This window comes from Streptomyces rapamycinicus NRRL 5491, assembly GCF_024298965.1.
GTDB classification, from domain to species: domain Bacteria; phylum Actinomycetota; class Actinomycetes; order Streptomycetales; family Streptomycetaceae; genus Streptomyces; species Streptomyces rapamycinicus.
This window is the reverse complement of record NZ_CP085193.1, coordinates 6,482,130-6,502,265: the sequence shown is the minus strand read 5'-3', so window position 1 is coordinate 6,502,265 and position 20,136 is coordinate 6,482,130. Positions and strand designations below refer to the sequence as shown.

At 72.1% G+C, this 20,136-nt stretch carries 18 protein-coding genes; 4 read left to right on the top strand and 14 right to left on the bottom strand.

What is annotated here, in order from left to right:
* Window positions 1-31: 31 nt before the first annotated feature.
* The 3 genes from tilS to dacB all read right to left on the bottom strand — a co-directional run bounded on the left by tilS (window position 32) and on the right by dacB (window position 4,210).
* Window positions 32-1,144 (bottom strand): tRNA lysidine(34) synthetase TilS, encoded by a 1,113-nt coding sequence (tilS, locus tag LIV37_RS27445; protein ID WP_020870345.1) that lies wholly within the window; start codon window positions 1,142-1,144, stop codon window positions 32-34.
* A gap of 210 nt (window positions 1,145-1,354) precedes the next feature.
* On the bottom strand, window positions 1,355-2,494 hold the full coding sequence (locus LIV37_RS27440; RefSeq protein WP_020870344.1) for a zinc-dependent metalloprotease: 1,140 nt from the start codon (window positions 2,492-2,494) through the stop codon (window positions 1,355-1,357).
* An 87-nt stretch (window positions 2,495-2,581) separates the two neighbouring features.
* Window positions 2,582-4,210 carry a D-alanyl-D-alanine carboxypeptidase/D-alanyl-D-alanine endopeptidase gene (dacB, locus tag LIV37_RS27435; RefSeq protein WP_121824447.1) on the bottom strand — a complete coding sequence of 543 codons (1,629 nt, stop codon included), beginning with the start codon at window positions 4,208-4,210 and terminating at the stop codon, window positions 2,582-2,584.
* A gap of 86 nt (window positions 4,211-4,296) precedes the next feature.
* Here dacB and LIV37_RS27430 point away from each other — a divergent pair, with 86 nt between their 5' ends.
* Window positions 4,297-4,788, top strand: a complete 492-nt coding sequence (locus tag LIV37_RS27430) for an inorganic diphosphatase (RefSeq protein ID WP_014061662.1) — start codon at window positions 4,297-4,299, stop codon at window positions 4,786-4,788.
* 77 nt (window positions 4,789-4,865) lie between these two features.
* Here the strand turns inward: LIV37_RS27430 and LIV37_RS27425 are convergent, their stop codons facing one another.
* The 3 genes from LIV37_RS27425 to LIV37_RS27415 form a co-directional block, all read right to left on the bottom strand.
* Entirely contained in the window at window positions 4,866-6,572 is a 1,707-nt protein-coding gene (locus tag LIV37_RS27425; protein WP_020870342.1) for a threonine/serine exporter family protein, read from the bottom strand.
* Between the two features lie 153 nt (window positions 6,573-6,725).
* The gene (locus LIV37_RS27420) at window positions 6,726-7,433 is read right to left on the bottom strand and encodes a DedA family protein (RefSeq protein WP_020870341.1); all 708 of its coding nucleotides are present in this window, start codon (window positions 7,431-7,433) and stop codon (window positions 6,726-6,728) included.
* Between the two features lie 353 nt (window positions 7,434-7,786).
* On the bottom strand, window positions 7,787-8,545 hold the full coding sequence (locus LIV37_RS27415; RefSeq protein WP_020870340.1) for a MerR family transcriptional regulator: 759 nt from the start codon (window positions 8,543-8,545) through the stop codon (window positions 7,787-7,789).
* Between the two features lie 124 nt (window positions 8,546-8,669).
* Here LIV37_RS27415 and leuE point away from each other — a divergent pair, with 124 nt between their 5' ends.
* Entirely contained in the window at window positions 8,670-9,377 is a 708-nt protein-coding gene (gene leuE / locus LIV37_RS27410) for a leucine efflux protein LeuE (RefSeq protein WP_121824448.1), read from the top strand.
* 54 nt (window positions 9,378-9,431) lie between these two features.
* Complete coding sequence (gene gad / locus LIV37_RS27405; RefSeq protein WP_121824449.1) at window positions 9,432-10,844, top strand: glutamate decarboxylase; 1,413 nt, start codon at window positions 9,432-9,434, stop codon at window positions 10,842-10,844.
* Between the two features lie 63 nt (window positions 10,845-10,907).
* Here gad and LIV37_RS27400 read toward each other — a convergent pair whose 3' ends face one another.
* From LIV37_RS27400 to LIV37_RS27370, 7 genes are all read right to left on the bottom strand, one after another.
* A complete protein-coding gene (locus LIV37_RS27400; RefSeq protein ID WP_020870336.1) occupies window positions 10,908-12,254 on the bottom strand; it encodes a hypothetical protein in 1,347 nt (448 codons plus the stop codon).
* 77 nt (window positions 12,255-12,331) lie between these two features.
* Entirely contained in the window at window positions 12,332-13,117 is a 786-nt protein-coding gene (locus LIV37_RS27395; protein ID WP_020870335.1) for an ABC transporter permease, read from the bottom strand.
* Window positions 13,114-14,112, bottom strand: coding sequence for a daunorubicin/doxorubicin resistance ABC transporter ATP-binding protein DrrA (locus LIV37_RS27390; RefSeq protein WP_020870334.1), 999 nt, complete (start codon window positions 14,110-14,112; stop codon window positions 13,114-13,116). The genes LIV37_RS27395 and LIV37_RS27390 overlap by 4 nt, the downstream gene beginning before the upstream one ends.
* A gap of 159 nt (window positions 14,113-14,271) precedes the next feature.
* Complete coding sequence (locus LIV37_RS27385; RefSeq protein ID WP_020870333.1) at window positions 14,272-14,904, bottom strand: PadR family transcriptional regulator; 633 nt, start codon at window positions 14,902-14,904, stop codon at window positions 14,272-14,274.
* A gap of 70 nt (window positions 14,905-14,974) precedes the next feature.
* Window positions 14,975-15,541 carry a DinB family protein gene (locus tag LIV37_RS27380; protein WP_020870332.1) on the bottom strand — a complete coding sequence of 189 codons (567 nt, stop codon included), beginning with the start codon at window positions 15,539-15,541 and terminating at the stop codon, window positions 14,975-14,977.
* Window positions 15,542-15,647: 106 nt separating this feature from the next.
* Window positions 15,648-17,105 (bottom strand): aldehyde dehydrogenase family protein, encoded by a 1,458-nt coding sequence (locus LIV37_RS27375; RefSeq protein ID WP_020870331.1) that lies wholly within the window; start codon window positions 17,103-17,105, stop codon window positions 15,648-15,650.
* Window positions 17,106-17,195: 90 nt separating this feature from the next.
* A complete protein-coding gene (locus LIV37_RS27370) occupies window positions 17,196-18,059 on the bottom strand; it encodes a helix-turn-helix domain-containing protein (protein ID WP_020870330.1) in 864 nt (287 codons plus the stop codon).
* A 305-nt stretch (window positions 18,060-18,364) separates the two neighbouring features.
* Here LIV37_RS27370 and LIV37_RS27365 point away from each other — a divergent pair, with 305 nt between their 5' ends.
* Window positions 18,365-18,856, top strand: coding sequence for an ATP-binding protein (locus LIV37_RS27365; protein WP_020870329.1), 492 nt, complete (start codon window positions 18,365-18,367; stop codon window positions 18,854-18,856).
* 89 nt (window positions 18,857-18,945) lie between these two features.
* Here LIV37_RS27365 and LIV37_RS27360 read toward each other — a convergent pair whose 3' ends face one another.
* Window positions 18,946-20,097: a site-2 protease family protein gene (locus tag LIV37_RS27360; RefSeq protein WP_020870328.1), complete on the bottom strand. Its 1,152-nt coding sequence runs from the start codon at window positions 20,095-20,097 to the stop codon at window positions 18,946-18,948.
* Window positions 20,098-20,136 lie beyond the last annotated feature (39 nt).

Sequence of the window (20,136 nt, the reverse complement as noted above, 5' to 3'; positions counted from 1 at the left end):
TTCGACTACCGGCTCAACTGGCTCGGGCGGATCAGCCCTGCCGGATGACCAGTCTGCCACCCTCACGGCGGACCTCGACGCGCCCGGGGAGGTTGATGGCCCGCTGCCCCCGCCAGCCGGTGATCAGCCGGTCCACCTCTTCGATGTGGCGGGCGAAGAGCGAACCGGCGGGCGCGCCCGCGGCGATGGCGGCCCGGCGCAGCACCCGGCGGCGGACGGCGGTGGGCAGTCCGTGCAGGCCGACGGTGTCGAGGTGCACGGCCTGCGCGCCACCGGCCGCCGCCGGTGCGGTGGTCATCACATCGGCCTCGGCGCGGGCCGCCCAGGCGTCGAGGGCGTCGGCGTCGTCACGGGAGAGCTGGGCGGTGCGGGCGAGCGCCTCGACGACGCCCTTGCCGAGCGCCTTCTCCAGGATGGGCAGCGCCTCGTGGCGGACCCGGGAGCGGGTGTAGGAGGGGTCCACGTTGTGCGGGTCGTCCCAGACGGGCAGCGACTGGGCCAGGCACGCCTCGCGGACGGTGTGCCGGTCCAGTTGGAGGAAGGGGCGGCGGTAGCGGCCGCCGGTGCCGGAGACCCAGGCCATACCGGACAGCGAGCGGGTGCCGGAGCCGCGGGCGAGGCCCAGCAGAACCGTCTCGGCCTGGTCGTCACGGGTGTGGCCGAGCAGCACGGCGGCGGCACCGTGGCGCTCGGCGGCGGCGTCCAGCGCGGTGTAGCGGGCGTCCCGGGCGGCGGCCTCGGGGCCGCCGCTCCGGCCGACGGACACGGCGATCGCCTCGACCGGCGCCAGGCCCAGGGCCCGCATCCGGTCGGTGACCTCGGCGGCGCGGGCGTCGGACCCCTGCTGGAGACCGTGGTCGACGGTGACCCCGCCGGCGCGCAGCCCGGCCCGCGGGGCCTCGAAGGCGAGGGCGGAGGCGAGTGCCATGGAGTCGGCGCCGCCCGAGCAGGCGGCGAGCACGAGTGGTGCGTCGTCCCGGGGGGCGGAGCCGCGGGGGCCGGGGGCGGAGGACGCCGGGGAGAGGGAGGGGGGAGCGGAGGGCGACGAGGCGGCCGAGGGCGCGGCCGAGTGGGCGACGAGGATGTCGTGGAGGACGCGGCGGACCGCGAGGCGTATCGCGGCGACCGCTGGATGGGGACCCATGTCCGTTTCCCATCTGTCATTCGAGGGGGTGCCTCGGGGGGTGCGAGGAGTACGAGCGGTACGAGCCTTTCGTCACGCTGCGTATGTCGATGGTGACAGAAGCGAGCTGTTCCCCGAGCATCGCACGCCTACCCGTCGCCAACGGTCCCTCGGACGAGTGATTAAAGGGGGCGTTCGTCCGTTTCCGCGTGTGCCGGGGGTGTGCCGGTTCTAGGACTCCGCCTTGCGGTGCACCCGCGCGACCCACTCGGCGGGTTTGCTGATCTCCGCCTTGGTCGGAAGGGTGTTGGGCGAGGTCCACACCCGGTTGAAGCCGTCCATGCCGACCTGGTTCACCACCGCCCGTACGAACCGCTCCCCGTCACGGTACTGCCGCAGCTTGGCGTCGAGCCCCAGCAGCTTGCGCAGCGCCTGGTCCAGCCGGCCGGCGCCGCTCGCCCGGCGCTTCTGGAACTTCTCCCGGATCTCCGCGACGGACGGCACGACCTCCGGCCCCACCCCGTCCATGACGTAGTCGGCGTGCCCCTCCAGCAGCGACATCACCGCGGTCAGCCGGGCCAGGATCTCCCGCTGGGTCGGGGTCTGGACCAGCTCGATGATGCTGGGCGCGCCGCGCCCGTCCGCCTCGTCCCCCTCGTCGGCGGGACGGCCGCCGCCCAGCGACTGGACGGCCTCGCGGACCCGCTCCAGCAGGGTGGCCGGGTCCACGTCGGTCTCGCCGAGGAACGCCTGGATCTCGGATTCGATGTGGTCGCGCAGCCAGGGCACGGCGGTGAACTGGGTGCGGTGGGTCTCCTCGTGCAGCGCGACCCACAGCCGGAAGTCGTGCGGGGCCACGTCGAGTTCGCGCTCGACATGGACGATGTTGGGCGCCACCAGCAGCAGCCGGCCGCCGCCCGGGGAGCCGGGCAGCTCGCGGGTCGAGGGCGCGAAGGTCTCGTACTGGCCGAGCACCCGGGAGGCCAGGAAGGACAGCAGCATCCCCAGCTCGACGCCGGTCACCTTGCCGCCGACCGCGCCCAGCACCGCCCCGCCGGTCAGTCCGCCGCGCCGGTCCTGCACCTTGCCGAGCAGCGGTTTGAGGATCTGCCGGAAGCCCGCCACGTTCGCCCTGATCCAGCCCGCGCGGTCCACGACGAGGACGGGGGTGTCGGAGGCCGGGCCGCCGGAGACGGCCATCCGGGTGAAGGCGCGGACGTGCTCCTCCGAGGACTTGGCGTGCCGGCGCAGCTCCGCGACGACCGCGCGCGCCTCCTCGCGGCTCACCTCGGGCCCGGGGCGCACCAGCCGGGTCGCGGTCGCGACCGCGAGATTCCAGTCGACCATCTCCACACCACCGATGCTCGTCATGGCTTCACGGTACGTGGCCCGCGCCCCATCCGGGAGGACACCGGGGTCCGCACAGGCGGCCGTCCCGCGTCCGGGTCCCCCCTCCGCTCAGCGGCAGCCGCAGTTGGCGAGGGCCGAGGCCATCCGGTCCAGGGCGCGCTGGGCGCCGGTGGCGTCGGTGGTGCCGTTGGTCATGAACGCGAAGACCAGCAGCCGGCCGTCCGCGTCCACGACCGAGCCCGCGAGGGTGTTGACCCCGGTGAGGGTGCCGGTCTTGGCGCGGACCACGCCCCGGCCGACCGCGTCCTGGGCGTAGCGGGTGCGCAGGGTGCCGGTGAAACCGGCCACCGGCAGCCCGGTGAGCAGCGACCGCAGTTCGGGGTGGTCGCGGTCGGCGGCGCGCACCAGCACCTGGGCGAGCAGCCCGGCGGAGACGTGGTCGGCGCGGTCGAGTCCGCTGCCGTCCGCGATCCGGACTCCGCCCAGGGGCAGCCCGAGCTTGCGCAGCCGCTGGGTCACGGCCTTCGCGCCGCCCTCGAAGCCGGCGGGCTCGCCCGCGGCCAGGGCGGTCTGCCGGGCCAGGGCCTCGGCGATGTCGTTGTCGCTGGTGGTCAGCATCCGCTCGACCAGCGAGGACAGTGGCTGGGAACGGACGGAGGCCACCGTACGGGCGCCCTTGGCGGCCTCGCGGGCCCGGGGCTCGCCCTTCACCTCGACGCCGCGGTCGCGCAGCATCGCGGCGAAGGACCCGGCCGCGTCGGCGGCCGGGTCCTCGGCGCGCGGGGCCGGGCCGTGGTCGCTGTCGTCCTTACGGCCCTCATCGGCCATCAGGGGGACGACGGGCGAGAGGTTCTCGTTGGGGCCGATGGTGTGGAGCTTCGGCCCGGAGTAGAGCGAGGTGTCGTAGCCGAGCCGGTAGGGGCCCGCGCCGCGCTTCTTCAGGGCGCGGGCGGTGTCATCGGCCAACTGGCGGAGTGCGGCGGGGTGGTCGTCCCCCTTGACGGCGCGCGCGGTGAGCGTCGGGTCGCCGCCGCCGACCAGCACGATGTCGTTCTTTCCGGCGCCCGCCACGACGCTGGTCCTGATGCGGTGGTCCGGGCCGAGGGCGGAGAGGGCCGCGGCGCCGGTCGCGAGCTTGATCGTGGAGGCGGGGACGGTGGCCGTGCCCGCCTTGGCGCCGAACACCTGCTGACCGGTGGTCACGTCCATCACCGCCACCGAGCGCTCATCGCCCAACGCGGGGTCCTTCAGCAGCGGTTCGAGCGTGTCGGCGAGCCCCGCCCCGGTGGGCGGCGGCACGGCGTCGCCGCCGCTGTCCGGCGACCGGGGCGCGGGCCGCGCGCCGAGCGCCGCCAGGACGGGCGAGGCGCTGGGCGCGGGCCGCTCCGGGCCGCCGGGCCGCTCGCCCGGGGCACCGTCCTCGGCGGCGCGGGCGCGTTCGGCCGTCCGCCGGCCGCCGTCCCAGGGCCCGGCCACCAGCACCGACACCACGGCGACTGCCAGGCCGGTCGCGGCGGAGACCGCCACCAGCTGCCAGGTCCGCTGCTGCTCGCGGGGCATACCGCGCCATTCGCGCCGGCCCCGGGCGCGCACGCGGTTCCACTCGCGCAGCGCACGCCCGTGCACGCGGTTCCACTCGCGCAGCGCACGCCCGCGCATCCGGTCCAACTCGCGTCGCCCACGGCTCAGCCGGTGGCTCAGCCACTCCCTGACCTGCCACGATCGGGCTTCAGGCACGACCGACCAGCCCCTTTCGCCACCACACACCTGCGTGGGGGACACTTAATCACCAGACGTATGTGTTGATCATGGAGGAGCCACCCGTGGAGTTCGACGTCACCATCGAGATCCCGAAGGGTTCGCGGAACAAGTACGAGGTGGACCACGAGACGGGTCGCATCCGCCTTGACCGGCGACTCTTCACGTCGACCAGCTACCCCGCGGACTACGGCTTCGTCGAGAACACCCTCGGCGAGGACGGTGATCCGCTGGACGCACTGGTCATTCTCGACGAGCCGACGTTCCCCGGCTGCCTGATCAAGTGCCGTGCCATCGGCATGTTCAGGATGACCGACGAGGCGGGCGGCGATGACAAGCTGCTTTGCGTACCGGCCTCCGACCCCCGGGTGGAGCACCTGCGTGATATTCACCACGTTTCAGAGTTCGACCGCCTGGAAATCCAGCACTTCTTCGAGGTCTACAAGGACCTGGAGCCGGGGAAGTCGGTCGAGGGGGCCAACTGGGTGGGCCGCGCCGAGGCCGAGGCCGAGGTGGAGGCGTCCATCAAGCGTCTCGAGGCCGCCGGCGGCCACTGAGTCCTGAGCGATACATGTACGCCGGGAGGGCGGGGCACCACGCGGGTGCCCCGCCCTCCCGGCGTTTCCGGACCCGGTCAGAAGCCCCGTGTGCGCTTGGCGGCGCGGCGGCCGGAGGGGTCGGCGTCCGCGCCGGGCATCTTCAGGAAGAGGCGCGCGGCCTCGCCTCCCAGGTTCACCCCTATGGCGATCGCCAGGGCCAGTGCCGCCGCCTGGGTGAGGTGCGGAATGCCGCGGTCCAGGTTGCCCTGGGCCAGCGCGAGCAGCCCGAAGTAGGTCGCGCTACCGGGCAGCAGGGGACCTATCGCCGCGGTGACGTACGGCAGCGCCGAGGCGTATCGATACCGCGAGAGCAGCTGTCCGAAGAGGCCGACCAGCCCGGCGGCCACGGTCGTGGCGGCCACCGGCGGAACGCCCGCGGTGTCGGCCAGCGCGCCGTAGACCACCCAGGCGACCCCGCCGTTGAGCGTGGCGAACAGCACGGTGTGACGTTCCTGCTGGAGCAGTATGCAGAAGGTCAGCGCGAGCAGCATCGCCGCCAGGATCTGGATGTACGGCCGCTCCACATGGCGCAGCGCCGCCTCCGGGTTGAGCTTGGCGTCGAGCTGGAGACCCCCGTAGAGCACGGTGAGTACCCCGCAGACGATGCCGACGATCAGATAGCCGACCTCCAGCAGGCGCGCCGCCGCGGTGATGTAGTAGCCGGTCAGCCCGTCCTGGACGCCCGCCACCAGCGCCCGCCCCGGGATCAGCGCGAACAGCCCACCGGTGATCACGGCGGACGCCTGGAGCCCGGAGTCGGCGAGGCTGAGCGCCACCCCGATCGCGGCGGGCGGCATCGCCGCGGCCACGAACTGGTAGAACTCCGGAAGCCCGCGCCCCGAGGCCAGCCACGCCAGCCGGTCGCCGAGCATCGCGCCGAGGGCCGCCGCGAAGAAGACCGGCCAGTCACCGCCGACCAGCATGCTCGCCGCGCCGGCCAGCCCGCCGCCGGCCACGGTGAGCGCCCAGCCGGGGTAGGGGTGGCGGTTACGGCGTATTTCGGCGAGCCGCCGGTACGCCTCCTCCAGCGTGAAGTCGTCCCGCGAGGTGATGTCGTCCACGAGCCGGAAGACCGCGGACAGCCGGGTGTAGTCGGTGCCCCGGCGCCGTACGGTCCGGCTGGCCGTGACCGGGTCGTCGACCAGCGAGGGCTGGTAGCTGACCGACAGCAGGGTGAAGGTGACGGTCGGCTCGCAGCGGTCGAGCCCGTACGCGTGCGCCACGCCGAGCATCGCCGCCTCGACGTCCTCGGCCCCCTCACCGCCCGCGAGCAGCAGCTCGGCGATGCGGAGTGTGAGGTCGAGCACACGCGGTACGGCCGGGCCCGTCTCGTCCTGCCGCTCGACGCGCTCGGGCGTCGGGCGCTCGCTGATCGGCATGCGCAGCATCGTGCGCATCCGGTCCTGCCAGGGGGTGTCCTTGGTCAGCCGGACGACGGGGATGCCGTTCGGCGGGGTGATGACGGGGAAGCCGCCGGTGGTCTGGTTGTTCGAGGGGGTCTTCACCCCGGCGGGCGGCACGAACGCCGAGCACTCGGGCTCGGCGGGGGCTTCCGCCGTCAGCCCGTCGGGGACGGCGAACTCCGATGTCGGGTGCTCGTCCTCGGGCGGCGGCGGCAGGGGTATGCCCAGGGGCGGGGTGAAGGCGCTGTGCGCCTCGTCGGACAGCGGCTTCTGCTGCTCCCCCGTGTCCGTCTCCGCCGCACTCACGGCACGCGGCGTCTGCTGACGGTCCGACCTCACGTCTTCTCGCTCCTCACCAGCCCTCCCCGTATGTTTCCCAGCAGCCAAGGATGCAACATCGGCGGCCACCGGAGCCCATTGTGCGGGGCGGTGACCGCCGAGTGGGAAGTGGGGGCGGTGTGTGAGGGATGTGAAGCCTGGTGAAGGGCCCGCTCAGCGCTTGGCGTGGCGCCCGCGCGGCCCCTGGGAGGGGGAGCCCGCGGCGGGGCCCTGCGGCTCCGGCTGCGCGGCGGCCTCCTTCTTCGCCTTGCCGCGCGCCCGGAGGAACTCGATCACGATCGGGATGATCGACAGCAGCACGATCGCGATCAGCATCAGCTCGATGTGCTGATGGACGAAGTCGACCTTTCCGAGCGCCGAGCCGAGCAGCGTGACGCCGGTGCCCCACAGCACACCGCCGATGACGTTGAAGATGATGAACGAGCGGTAGTTCATCCGGCTCACGCCCGCGATGATCGGCGTGAACGTCCGCACGATGGGCACGAAACGGGCGAGGATCAGCGACTTCGGCCCGTGCTTCTCGAAGAACTCATGCGCCTTCTCCACGTTCTCCTGTTTGAAGAGCTTGGAGTCGGGGCGCCGGAACAGCGATGGCCCCACCTTCCGGCCGAAGAGATATCCGGCCTGGTCACCGAGGATCGCGGCGACCGCCACGGCCACACACACCAGCCACAGATCCTGCTTGATCACATCGGTGGTCACCAGCAGGCCGGTGGTGAACAGCAGCGAGTCGCCCGGCAGGAAGAAGCCGATGAGCAGGCCGGACTCCGCGAATACGATGGCCAGGACGCCGAGCAGACCGAAGGTCTCGATCAGATAGTCCGGGTCCAGCCACTGAGGGCCGAGCGCGAGGGTGGTCACGGGGGAGGCTCCTGGGTCGAGGAATGCAGGCTCGTGCGAGGCCCGGCCGCAGGGTTGGGGCGGACTGAGTGTTCTTCGCAGTGTGCCGCCCAAAGCTATCAACGCCGTGTGCGTGTCCTTGGTTCCCTCCGCCCAGGAGGCCGCCCTCGGTCGCCACGCCCAGGGATGCCCCTAGGGGGTTGCCCAGCGATTCCTTCCCCTCCCCGCCCCTTCCCGCTACCAAGGGCTCCGCCCCTGGACCCCCGGGGTCTGGGGCGAAGCCCCCACGCGGCGGAGCCGCATATCGTCAGGTATCGGGAAGGGGCGGGGAGGGGAGCAGTCCGCCGCAGGCGCCAAGCTCCCGTCGGCACCCCCTAGCCGTGCCGCTCCGCGTTGGCGAGGATCGCGTCCCGGAGGTAGACGGCCAGCCCCGGCCCGGCCTTGTCGATGTTCTCCGTGAAGCGGTGGTCCGAGACGTACATCCGGCCCAGGCAGGCGTGCATCTCATGCCCGCACTCGTAGTGGTTCCGGCTGATCCCCTGCCGGTGCTCCTCGGCGAGGTCCATCGCCGCCTCGGACGTCGGCGGGGCGCCCGCGCCCATCAGCGCGACGAACCGGTTGCCGAGTTCGTCCGCCTCCTCCTGGATCCGCTTCCAGTCCTCCTTGGTGTACGAGGCGGCCCTGCGCTGGGACTCCTGGTACGCCTCGGTGTTCCCCCAGCGCTGCTCGACCTCCTCCTGGTGCTCGTCCGGGTCGAAGTCCCCGAAGACCTCGAACTTCTCCTCGGGGGTCAGGTTGATGCCCATCTTCCGCGCCTCCATGGCTTGTTCGACGGCGGCGGCCATCTTCCGCAGCCGCTCGATCCGGTCGGTCAGCAGCTGATGCTGACGCCGCAGGTGGGCCTGCGGATCGATGTCCGGGTCGTCGAGCAGCACCGCCACCTCTTCGAGCGGGAAGCCGAGCTCCCGGTAGAACAGGATCCGCTGCAGCCGGTCGAGGTCGGCGTCGTCGTAACGCCGGTGCCCGGCCGCGCTGCGGGCGCCGGGGCGCAGCAGCCCGATCTCGTCGTAGTGGTGCAGCGTGCGCACCGTGACCCCGGCGAAGCCCGCCACCTGTCCCACGGAATAGCTCATGACCGAATCCGCTCTCTTTCTGTTCGGTACGGGTTCCACGGTGCTCCCTCACGTCGCGTGAGGTGCAAGTCCGGATGGCGAAACCGACTGGGCGGCGCGGCGGAGCACTGTCATCCTGCCGATCGTGCTGGGGATAACCGATCTTTCGACCTATCTGGCCGGTCTGGCGCTGATCATCCTGCTGCCGGGCCCCAATTCGCTGTATGTGGTGTCGGTCGCGGCCCGTCGCGGCCCGCGTACCGGCTATCGGGCGGCGGCCGGGGTGCTGTGCGGCGACACCGTGCTGATGGCGCTGTCGGCGGGCGGGGTGGCCTCGCTGCTGCACGCCAGCCCGGTGCTGTTCGCGGTGGTCAAGTTCGCGGGCGCGGGCTATCTGACCTGGCTGGCGGTGGGCATGCTACGCGGGGCGCGGGCGCTGTGGCGCCGCCGCCCGGGGACCGCGGCGGCGGCCCGGGGCGCGGCGGAGGCGCGGGGCGCGGACGGGGTGGCGGACGGGGCCGTGGATACGGCCACGGGCGCCGCGGAGGGCGAGCGCCCGTACCGCCGGGCGCTGGTCATCAGCCTGCTGAATCCGAAGGCGATCCTCTTCTTCATCTCCTTCTTCGTGCAGTTCGTGGATCCGGACTACGCCCACCCCGCGCTGTCCTTCGTGGCGCTGGGCGCCTGGGCGCAGCTGTTCAGCATCACCTATCTGTCGGTGCTGATCTTCAGCGGTACGTATCTGGCGGCCACCTTCCGGCGGCGCCGGCGGCTGCGGGCGGGGCTCTCGGCGGCCGCGGGCACGGCGTTCCTCGGCTTCGCGGCGAAGCTGTCGCTGAGCAGCGCGGGGTAGGAGGCACGGCGCGGGTCCGGGGTTTATCAGCGAAATGCCCCTAATTTAACGAAGGTGGCACTTCACAAAGGCACTCCCGGCCGACGCGACCTCGACGAATGCCCCGATTTCTCCATCAATCCGCTCTATGGCGAGGCCAATCCGGTCAGCGGAATGACCGGCAGGCCCCCGCGCCACTGCCTCCCGGACGGGCCGATGGCGCCCACGACGGCGTATCAGTTCGTCCATGACGAGCTGATGCTGGACGGCAACGCCCGCCAGAACCTCGCCACGTTCGTCACCACGTGGATGGAGCCGCAGGCGGGCCGGCTGATGTCCGACTGCTTCGCCAAGAACATGATCGACAAGGATGAGTATCCGCGCACCGCCGAACTGGAGCGGCGGTGCGTGACCATGCTCGGCCATCTGTGGCACGCCCCCGACCCGGACGCGGTCGTGGGCTGCTCCACCACGGGGTCGAGCGAGGCGTGCATGCTGGCCGGAATGGCCTTCAAGCGGCGCTGGGCCAAGCGGAACCCGGTGAGCTATCCGGCCACCGCCCGGCCCAATCTGGTCATGGGCACCAATGTCCAGGTGTGCTGGGAGAAGTTCTGCGACTTCTGGGAGGTGGAGGCCCGGCAGGTGCCCATGGAGGGCGACCGGTACCACCTCGATCCCCGGGCCGCCGCCGAGCTGTGCGACGAGAACACCATCGGGGTCGTCGCGGTCCTCGGCTCCACCTTCGACGGCTCCTACGAACCCGTCGCCGAGGTGTGCCGGGCGCTGGACGACCTCCAGGAGCGCACGGGCCTGGACATCCCGGTGCACGTGGACGGCGCCTCGGGCGCGATGGTCGCGCCGTTCCTCGACCCGGACCTGGTGTGGGACTTCCAGCTGCCGCGGGTCGCCTCCATCAACACCTCGGGCCACAAGTACGGCCTGGTCTACCCCGGGGTGGGATGGGCGCTGTGGCGTACGGCGGACGCGCTGCCCGAGGAGCTGGTCTTCCGCGTCGACTACCTCGGCGGCAATATGCCCACGTTCTCGCTCAACTTCTCCCGCCCCGGCTCCCAGGTGGCCGCCCAGTACTACACCTTCGTACGGCTGGGCCGGGAGGGCTACCGCGCCGTCCAGCAGCAGACCCGCGATGTGGCGCGCTCGCTCGCCGAGCGGATCGAGGCGTTCGGGGACTTCACCATGCTCAGCCGCGGCGATCAGCTGCCGGTGTTCGCGTTCACCACGGCGGAGGGGATCCGCGGCTTCGACGTCTACGACGTCTCCCGGCGGCTGCGCGAACGCGGCTGGCTGGTGCCCGCGTACACCTTCCCGCCCAACCGGGAGGACCTGTCCGTACTGCGGGTGGTGTGCCGCAACGGCTTCTCGGAGGACCTCGCCGATCTCTTCCTGGGCGACCTGGGGTCGCTGCTGCCGGAGCTGCGGTCACAGTCCGCGCCCATGGGGAAGGTCGTCAAGGCGTTCCATCACTGAGCCCGGCGTCTCCGGTCCTGGGGGCTACGGCGGTCAGCGCGTGCGGGCCGGGGGCGACGGCGGTCAGGGCGTCCCGGCCGGGGCCCTGAGCAGTTCGGCCCGGCGCCGTACCGCCTCCAGCGCACCGGGTCTGCGGCCGGGCACCCGGCCCCGCAGCTCGATCAGCAGCGGGGCGAGGGCACCGGCCCTGACCCGGTCCGCCACGAACTGCCACTGGTGGTGCGCCCGGTCCACGGCCCCCTCGACCTCGGGGTGCTCGACCGGTTCCCCGTTGCCCAGCCGCGCGTCGGCCACCGCGAGCCACAGTTCGCAGGCGCGGGCCGGGTCCCCGGCGATACGGGAGAGATCGGCGCGGACCTCAAGCCAGTGGATCGCCTCGTCGGACCGGGGACCGGCCGTCCGGAGCGCCTCCTGCTCCCAGGCGGCCGCCATCGAGGCCGCCTCGCTGTGCCGCCCCGCGTTGGCCGCCTCGAATATCGCCGCGTGCGTCGAGGCGAGCGGATCGGCCACGGGCGCCCACCCGGGCGGCGGGGGCGCGGGGGCGCGTGGCGGCGGGGGTGCCGGTGGCCGGCCGACGGGGCGGAACGATTCTGGAGGGGCGGGCGGCATGGGCGGCGGGGAGGCCGCCACCAGTCCGCCCGACCCGGTGGCCTCGCCCGGTCCGGCCTGCCCGGCCCGTGCGGCGGCCGCCACGCCGGAAGCGGCGTCCGGGGGCGGGTACGTCTCGCCCGGCCCCGAGCCGTCCAGGAGCAGTTCGGGGCCGGGGCCCAGCCCGGCCTCCAGAACGGCGCGCTGGTGGAGCAGTGCGAGTGGTGGGCGTTCGGCGGCGGACCGCAGCAGTCCGGCGAACGCCCGGCTGTAGTCCGGCGTCGCGAGCCGCCGCTTGGACGGGGCGGGCGCCACCGTGCCGTAGAGGGTCAGTCCGGCCGCGAGGGCGGACGGGCCGGCGGTGCTCAGCGGTGGCCAGGCCGTCTCGTCGGCCACCAGGTCGGCGACCACGACGGTGCTGCCCGGCGGCCGCCGGCCGAGTTCGGCGGCCAGCCAGTGCCAGGGCAGCGCCGTGTAGCGGGCGGTCCTCGGCGTCGTACGAGCCAACGCCAGGTGCGGCAGCCGCTGTTTGGCGTCGAGGGTGAGCTGGCCCGCGAGATGGACCAGCACCGGGCCCGGGTGCGCGGCGGCGGTCCGCAGATGCGTCAGCACGGTCTGCGGGTCGACCGGGTCCACGAGTTGGACGACGCTGGCGCCGCCGGGCGTGCCCAGCAGCGCCGCCGGGGATACGGCGGCGAGCTGGGGCAACGCGGCGGCCGCGGCCATCAGTCGCTGTTTGCCGGCCGGGCCGGCGGCGAGCAGCAGGGCGTATCCGGGCCCGCTCGCCGTCTCCGCCCCCGTGCCCGACCTGTCGTTCCCCATACCTGCACCGTATCCGCAACTGGCGACGACCGGTGGAGGTGTGACCCGCGCGGCTTGCGGATCCGGGGGCGGTGCCGTCAGCGGCTGAGCCGCCCGTAACGCCGCACCGCGACCGGGAGGAAGACCGCGATCAGCGCCAGCGGCCAGCAGACGGCGAGGAGTTGGGCGTGGTCCGCGGCCCAGGAGTCGCCACCGCCCCCGGGGCCGCCGAACAGCTCGCGGATCGCGGTGGCCGTCGCCGACATCGGGTTCCAGACCGCCACCGCGCCGAGCCAGCCGGGCATGGTCTCCGGCGAGGCGAAGACGTTGGAGAGGAAGCCCACCGGCCAGACCAGGATCTGTACGGCCTGCACCATCTCCGGGCGTCCGGCGGCCATGCCCAGGAAGATGCCGAGCCACAGCATCGCGAAGCGCAGCCACAGCAGCAGCCCTACGGCGAGCAGCGCGTCGCCGGGCCCGCCGTGCCAGCGCCAGCCCATCGCGAGCCCGACCCCGAGGAGGACGAGCAGCCCGAGCGCCGACTGGAGCATGTCCAGCACGCTGCGCCCGACCAGGACCGCCGAGCGGGCCATCGGCATCGAGCGGAAGCGGTCGATGACGCCCTTGTTGAGGTCCTGGGTGATGGCGAGCATCGTCCCTTCGAGGCCGAACACCATGGTGAGCGCGAACGTGCCCGGCACCAGGTACTCCTTGTAGTCGCCACCGCCCGGGACGGTCATCCCGCCGCCGAGGAAGTAGGCGAACATCACCAGCATCATCACCGGGAAGACCAGCTGGACGGCCACCTGGACGGGCTGCCGGGCCCAATGGGCGAGTCCGCGGCGGGTCATGGTCCAGGAGTCGGTGAGGGTCGCGGTGGTCATACGAGGGTCTCCTCCTCGGCGGTGTCCGTCGTGGCCGCGTCCTCCGTGCCCGGCTCCCCGGTGAGGCGCAGGAAGACCTCGTCGAGCGTGGGGCGGCGCAGCACGATGTCCTCCGCCTCGATCCCGGCCGCCGCCAGCGCCCTTACGGTCTCCGTCAGCGCGGTCACCCGGTCGGTGACCCGCGCGCCGAGCCGCCGCCGGTCGGGGTCGGTCCCGACCTCGGCGGCGCCGGTCGCCGTGGCCACGACCGAGGCGGCGGCGCTCAGTTGGCCCGCGTCGCGCAGCACCACCTCGATCCGGTCCCCGCCGAGCCGGGCCTTGAGCTCGTCGGCGGTCCCGTCGGCGATGGCCCGTCCGCCGTCGATCACGCAGACGCGGTCGGCGAGTTGGTCCGCCTCCTCCAGGTACTGGGTGGTGAGCAGCACGGTCGTACCGCCGTCCACCAGCGAGCGGACCGCGTTCCACACCTCCGTACGGCCCCGGGGGTCGAGCCCGGTGGTCGGCTCGTCCAGGAAGAGGATCCGCGGCCGCATGATGAGGCTCGCCGCGAGGTCCAGCCGGCGGCGCATCCCGCCGCTGTACCGGCCGACGGCCTTGGTGCCGGTTCCGGCGAGGCCGAACCGCTCCAGCAGTTCGTCCGCGCGGGCCGCCGCCCGGCGGCCGCCCAGGTGGTAGAGGCGGCCGAACATCTCCAGGTTCTGCCGTCCGCTCAGCTCCTCGTCCACCGCCGCGTGCTGGCCGACGAGTCCGATGCGGTAGCGGACCTCGTCGGGGTCGCGCAGCACGTCGTACCCGGCGACCTCGGCCCGGCCGCCGTCGGGCCGCAGCAGGGTGGCCAGGATCCGTACGCAGGTGGTCTTGCCCGCGCCGTTGGGGCCGAGCACGGCGTGCACGGTGCCCGGCGGGACGGTCAGGTCGAGTCCGGCGAGGGCCTGTTTGTCCCGGTAGGTCTTCCGCAGCCCCTCGACGACGATCGCGGGATCGCTGTCGGCCAAGGTCTTCCCCTCTCCCTCACGCTCTTCTCCGCACCACGTAGTCAAGTTTGACTACGCATGCCGGAAGGTACTGCCCGAGCTCCAGCTAGTCAAACTTGATTACGCTCGATTGAGACAGAGCGGCGGCCGTCAGCCGCCCTCGATCCGCATGGTGGTGCCTCAGTCCGCGCCGGGCGCTTCGGCGTACGGGTTGGTGACGCCGTCCGGCAGCACCTCCACCGAGCGCTCCCCCTCGCCCGCCATCACATACGCCCCGCCCTCGAGCCGCTCGATCAGCCCACGGGTCCACTCCGCCCCGCTGTCCGCCGAGTGCACCCAGAACTTCATGATCTCGCCGATATGGCCCCACTCCTCGGGGGTGCCGTCCGATGGCGTCCAGTGCCGGGTCACCTCGGCCCGCCACTCCTCCAGCGCCGCCACCCGCCGCTTGAGCAGGGCGATCGCCTCGTCCCGGGGCAGGTCCACGATGAAACCCACCCCGGCCGTCAGCTCGTCGATCTTCTGGTCATGGCGCAGCAGGGCCTCCCGCAGCAGCCGGAAGTACTCCTCCTCGCCCGCCTCGGTCAGCTCGTACTCGGTCCGTGGCGGCCCGCCGACCGTGCTCGGCGCGACGTCGTGCGCGCGCATCAGCCCTTGCTTCGCCATCTGCTTCAGCGCGTGGTAGATGGACCCGGGTTTGGCGTTGGACCACTCGTGCGCGCCCCAGAACTCCAGGTCGTTACGGACCTGATAGCCGTGCGCCCGCCCGTGCTGACGCACGGCCCCCAGCACCAGCAGCCGGATCGCTGACATCGCCCGCTCGTCTCCATCCTGGTCCCGACCCCCGCGGTGACCAGGCTAGGGGGTCGGCGGGCCGGACGGATCACCGCTCCAGGACCGACCAGTCGGGCTCCGGCATCGCCCCCGTCTCGAAGACGAGGTCGAAGGCGCCCTTGCCGTCGATCGTCTCGCGGATGACGTCGGCGTGACCCGCGTGCCGGGCCACCTCCTCGATCAGGTGCAGGACCGCCCAGCGCCAGGTGCGGGTGCCGCCCTCGTCCCACGGGAGCCGGAGCGCCTCGAACGTCTCGTCCAGCGACGGCAGGGCCCGTACGGCCTCGTCGGTCTCCCGCGCCACCTCGTCGTACAGCGCGAGCAGCGCCTCCACCGTCTCGTCCTCTGTGGGCTCGAAGGTGTGCTCCCACTCGGCCATCTGGTCCTTGGGGTCCCCCGCCTTGCCCTGGAGGACGCGCAGCCAGCCGCGCTCGCCCGTGACCACGTGCTTGAGCACCCCGGCCAGCGAGAGCGCGCTCGCGCTGGGGACGCTGCGGGCCTGCTCCTCGGTCAGGCCGTGCACCGAGCGCCGGATGCCGCCGCGCTGTGCGTCCAGGTACGCCAGCAGCGCGCCGCACTCGTTCTGACAGGCCTCGGGGTTCACGATCACGGGCATGGCTGCCGCCTCTCATCTGGAGGGCGCCCGGGTCCGGTGCCCTTCGACGAACCCCACGTTAGGAAGGCTTGCGGTCAGCTTCTGTCCGCGAGCGGACCCCGTTCCTTCAGAACGGGAACTGGCTCCGGCCGTGCTGGATGGAGATCCACTTGGTGGTGGTGAAGTCCTCGATCATCGACTCCCCGTTGAGCCGCCCGAGACCGGAGTGCTTCTCCCCGCCGAACGGCACGATCGGCTCGTCGTGGACCGTGCTGTCGTTCACATGGATCATCCCGGTGCGGATCCGCCGGGCGAACCGCACCCCGCGCTCTATATCGGCGGTGTGCACGGCCCCGCTGAGCCCGTAGTCCGTGTCATTGGCGATCTGTACGGCCTCGTCGTCGCCGTCGAACGGAATCAGCGTCACCACCGGGCCGAAGATCTCCTGGCCGAGGATCGCCGAGCCCTCCGGGACCCCGCTGAGCACGGTCGGCCCCATCAGGGTGCCCTCGGTCCGCCCGCGCACCAGCGCGGTGGCGCCCTCGGCGATCGTCTGGTCCACGAGCTGGGTGATCGCCTCGGCCTGGCCCTCGTTGATCAGCGGGCCGATGTGCGTGGTGGGGTCGACCGGATCGCCCACCTTCAGGGTCGCCACCTTGGCCACGAACTTCCTCGTGAACTCCCGCTCGACCGCCCGGTCCACCAGCACCCGGTTGGCCGCCATGCAGACCTGCCCCTGGTGGACGAAGCGGCTGAAGACGGCCGCGTCCACCGCGTAGTCCAGGTCGGCGTCGTCCAGCACGACCAGCGCGCTGTTGCCGCCCAGCTCCAGGACCGTGCGCTTGAAGTGGGAGGCGGCCACGGTGGCGACGTGCCGGCCGACCTTGTCCGAGCCGGTGAAGGAGATCACCTTCGGTATGGGGTGCTCGATCAGGGCGTCGCCGATCTCCGCTATGTCGGTGACCACGACATTGAGCAGCCCGGCGGGCAGCCCGGCCTCCTCGAAGATCCTGGCGACCAGACCGCCGCCGCAGACCGGGGTGTTCTGGTGCGGCTTGAGGACGACGGCGTTGCCGAGGGCCAGCGCGGGTGCCACCGACTTCAGCGACAGCAGGAAGGGGAAGTTGAACGGGCTGATGACGCCGACCACGCCCACCGGCAGCCGGTAGAGGCGGTTCTCCTTGCCGTCCACCGGCGACGGCAGGATGCGGCCCTCGGGCCGCAGCGCCAGCTGGATCGCCTCGCGCAGGAACTCCTTGGCGAGGTGCAGCTCGAAGCCCGCCTTCACATGGGTGCCGCCGCACTCCGCGATGATCGTCTCGGAGAGCTCCTTCTCCCGGTCCTCGATGATCCGCAGCGCCCGCTCGAACACCGCCCGCCGGGCGTAGGGGTTGGTGGCGCCCCACTCCGGCTGCGCCCGCTCGGCCGCCCGGTAGGCCAGGTCCACCTCCTCGACGGTCGCCACGGTGATGGAGGCCAGCTTCTCCCCGTTATAGGGGTTGAAGTCGACGATGTCCCAGGAACCGCATCCGCCGCGCCACTCGCCGTCGATGAACTGAAGGGCCAACTCGGAGAAGTAGGACATGCCATCCCTATCTTCAGGACGCGGTGCCGGTCCCCGACAGCCGCGCACGTGTGGGGGGTATTCCTGACGACACGTCATCGTACTGACGGGTCAGGCATCGCGAAGGAGTCCCCGGAGCAAATCCCGGCTCTCCTCAGGAGAGAGGCTGTCCGCACTGAGTCGCTCCAACACCCGCTCGTACAGCGAGACTTCATCGCGCTTGTCCAGATAGAGCGCGCTGGTGAGCTGCTCCAGATAGACGATGTCGGGGAGGTCGGACTCGGGGAAGCGCAGCCGGGTGAACGCCCCGCTCTCCCCCGCGTGCCCGCCGAAGGAGAACGGCATCACCTGGAGCCTCACGTTCTGCTGTTCGGAGACCGTGATCAGATGGCGCAGCTGGGCGGCCATCACGCCGCGCCCGCCGTACGGGCGGTGCAGCGCGGCCTCGTCCAGGACCACGTGGAACGCCGGAGCGCGCTCGGAGACCAGCAGCTTCTGCCGCTCCAGCCGCAGCGCCACCCGCCGGTCCACCTCGTCGGAGCACGCCTGCGGCTGACCGCGGGTGACCACGGCGTGGGCGTAGCCCTCGGTCTGCAGCAGACCGTGGATGAACTGGACCTCGTAGCAGGCGATGTCGGAGGCGGCGCCCTCCAGGCCGACATAGGTCTGGAACCAGCCGGGGAGCACATCGCCGTAGCTGTGCCACCACCCGGCGACATTGGCCTCGCGGGCGAGGCCGAGCAGTGCCGCGCGCTCGGCGTCGTCGGTGACCCCGTACAGCGTCAGCAGATCCTCGATGTCCCGCGCCTTGAAGCTCACCCGGCCCAGCTCCATCCGGCTGATCTTGGATTCGGAAGCCCGGATCGAGTAGCCCGCCGCCTCGCGGGTGATGCCGCGGTCCTCGCGCAACCGCCTGAGTTGAGAGCCCAGGAGGATGCGGCGCACCACCGATCCACTCGACTCGCCTGCGGCCATTTCCGCGATCCTCCCTGTACGGAAAGCATCCTTGCGAACGGCGCCCCCGCAGCCCCTGAGGGCGAAGTCTGCCACTGTTCGGGCTTCACGCCGTAGGCGCGTCGTTACTCAACCCGATGACGCACGCCAGTGTACGGAGTCAGAAATACCGGCAAAACCGAGCGGATCGGACCAACCGGCCCGCGTGCACGTGCATTTGCCCTTGCATCTGACGTGCGCATTCGGAACCATAGGGTGTGCGCACGTGCTAGCTGGTACGAAATCTGGCCAGAGTTCGTCACGGCCACGGATGCAGGAGTGCTCGCATGGGGAGCGAAGGTTCGACCCTGCTGGAACCCTTGTGGCAAGGGCTTGCCGCCATCGATCCCTCCGCCGTCTCCGGATCCGTCTCCTGCGCCCTGCCCGCCCGCTACGAAGCGGTCAAGGGGGCCCGGCAGTTCACCGGCTCCACCCTGCGGCAGTGGAACATCCCCGAACTCCTCGACGAAGTGGCGCTCGTCGTCTCCGAACTGGTCACCAACGCCCTCCGGCACGCCCTGTCCGGCACCGCGTCGACCGGCGGTGAACCGGAGCGGCCGGTGCGGCTCCATCTGATGCGCGGCCCCTCACGGCTGGTGTGCGCCGTACGCGACCCCAGCGAGGTCGGGCCGGTGGCCGGTGAGGCGGGCTGCGGCGAGGAGTCCGGGCGCGGGCTCCATCTGGTGGAGTCCTTCACGGACGGCTGGGGCTGGCAGCCGCTGGCGGGCACCCCTCGCGGCAAGATCGTCTGGGCCGTCTTCCGGCTCCCCGACGCGTAGGGGCGCGCAGGACCCGTAGGGCGTGCAGGACCCGTAGAGCGCGTAGCACCGTAGGGCGCGCAGGACCCGTAGGGATACGCCACCGCGCGTCACGGGCGGGTGGACTCCGGTGGGGCCGTGGTGATGCCCAGGCCGTGCAGCTGGAAGAGCCGGTTCACATCGTGCATCGTGACGATCCCCTCCAGCTGCCCGTGGTCCACCACCAGCACCGGCAGCGCGCCGCCACCCGGACGCGCCCGCTCCAGCACCTCGCTCAGCAGCTCATCGGGCTCGGCCACGGTGCACCGCGCCAGCGGTATCGCCACATCGCGCACCCGCCGCTCCTCCCGGGCCTCGGCCGGCACCGACGCGAGCGCGCGCAGCTGGACGACCCCGCTCGGCCGTCCCTCGAAGTCCAGCAGCGGCATCACCGAATGCCGGGCGTGGGCCGCCACCTCGTCGATGAACCGCTCCACGGTCAGCCAGTCGGCCCCGGCGGCCACCGGCGCCGACATCGCGTCCACCACCCGCACCCCGCGCAGCGCCGTGTTGACCCCGGCCCGCTGCCGCTCCGCGTTGGCGATGATCACCATGAAGAGGCCGATGAGCGAGAGCCACAGCCCGCCGTTGTTCCCGCGCAGGAAGGAGATCCAGCCGGCGGCGATGAGCACCACACCGAGAATCTGGCCGCTGCGCCCCGCCGCCCGCTCGGCGCGCTCCCGGTCCCCGGTGCGCCACCAGATCACGGCCTGCACCACCCGTCCGCCGTCCAGCGGCGCGGCGGGCAGCAGATTGAAGACGCCCAGCAGCAGATTGGCCCAGCCCAGCCAGATCAGCACGGCCGTGGGCACACCCCATCCGGTGAGCGCGTGCACCCCGATCCCCGCGCCGACCGCGACACCGCCGATGACCAGGCTGGTGAGCGGCCCGATGACGGCCACCCAGAACGCGACCCCGGCGGTGCGGGGCCGTCCCATCTTGGTCATGCCGCCAAGCGCCCAGAGCGTCACGTCCTCCACCGAGACGCCCCTTCTGCGAGCGGCGACCGCGTGCGCGGCCTCGTGCAGCAGCAGGCTGCCCATCAGCAGCACGGCGCCGACGACGCTGGCGACGGCGTAGACGGCACCGGTCCGGCCGGGGGTCCACGCGGGCAGCGTCTCGCGGCCGAGCCCGTAGGCGAGCAGCACGATCAGCACCGGGACGCTCCAGTGCATCCGCAGTGGTACCCCGAGTACACGTCCGACGCGGACCGAGCCGTTCATCGCCGTCTCACATGGGTCGGGTCCCCCCGATCGCCACTA

Coding starts and splice junctions, on each gene's coding strand:
- LIV37_RS27370 (WP_020870330.1), bottom strand. CDS start 18,059: ATGGCCGCAGGCGAGTCGAGTGGATCGGTGGTGCGCCGCATCCTCCTG.
- LIV37_RS27360 (WP_020870328.1), bottom strand. CDS start 20,097: ATGAACGGCTCGGTCCGCGTCGGACGTGTACTCGGGGTACCACTGCGG.
- LIV37_RS27415 (WP_020870340.1), bottom strand. CDS start 8,545: ATGAGCTATTCCGTGGGACAGGTGGCGGGCTTCGCCGGGGTCACGGTG.
- LIV37_RS27400 (WP_020870336.1), bottom strand. CDS start 12,254: ATGGGGAACGACAGGTCGGGCACGGGGGCGGAGACGGCGAGCGGGCCC.
- tilS (WP_020870345.1), bottom strand. CDS start 1,144: ATGGGTCCCCATCCAGCGGTCGCCGCGATACGCCTCGCGGTCCGCCGC.
- LIV37_RS27365 (WP_020870329.1), top strand. CDS start 18,365: ATGGGGAGCGAAGGTTCGACCCTGCTGGAACCCTTGTGGCAAGGGCTT.
- LIV37_RS27440 (WP_020870344.1), bottom strand. CDS start 2,494: ATGACGAGCATCGGTGGTGTGGAGATGGTCGACTGGAATCTCGCGGTC.
- LIV37_RS27375 (WP_020870331.1), bottom strand. CDS start 17,105: ATGTCCTACTTCTCCGAGTTGGCCCTTCAGTTCATCGACGGCGAGTGG.
- LIV37_RS27380 (WP_020870332.1), bottom strand. CDS start 15,541: ATGCCCGTGATCGTGAACCCCGAGGCCTGTCAGAACGAGTGCGGCGCG.
- LIV37_RS27395 (WP_020870335.1), bottom strand. CDS start 13,117: ATGACCACCGCGACCCTCACCGACTCCTGGACCATGACCCGCCGCGGA.
- LIV37_RS27385 (WP_020870333.1), bottom strand. CDS start 14,904: ATGTCAGCGATCCGGCTGCTGGTGCTGGGGGCCGTGCGTCAGCACGGG.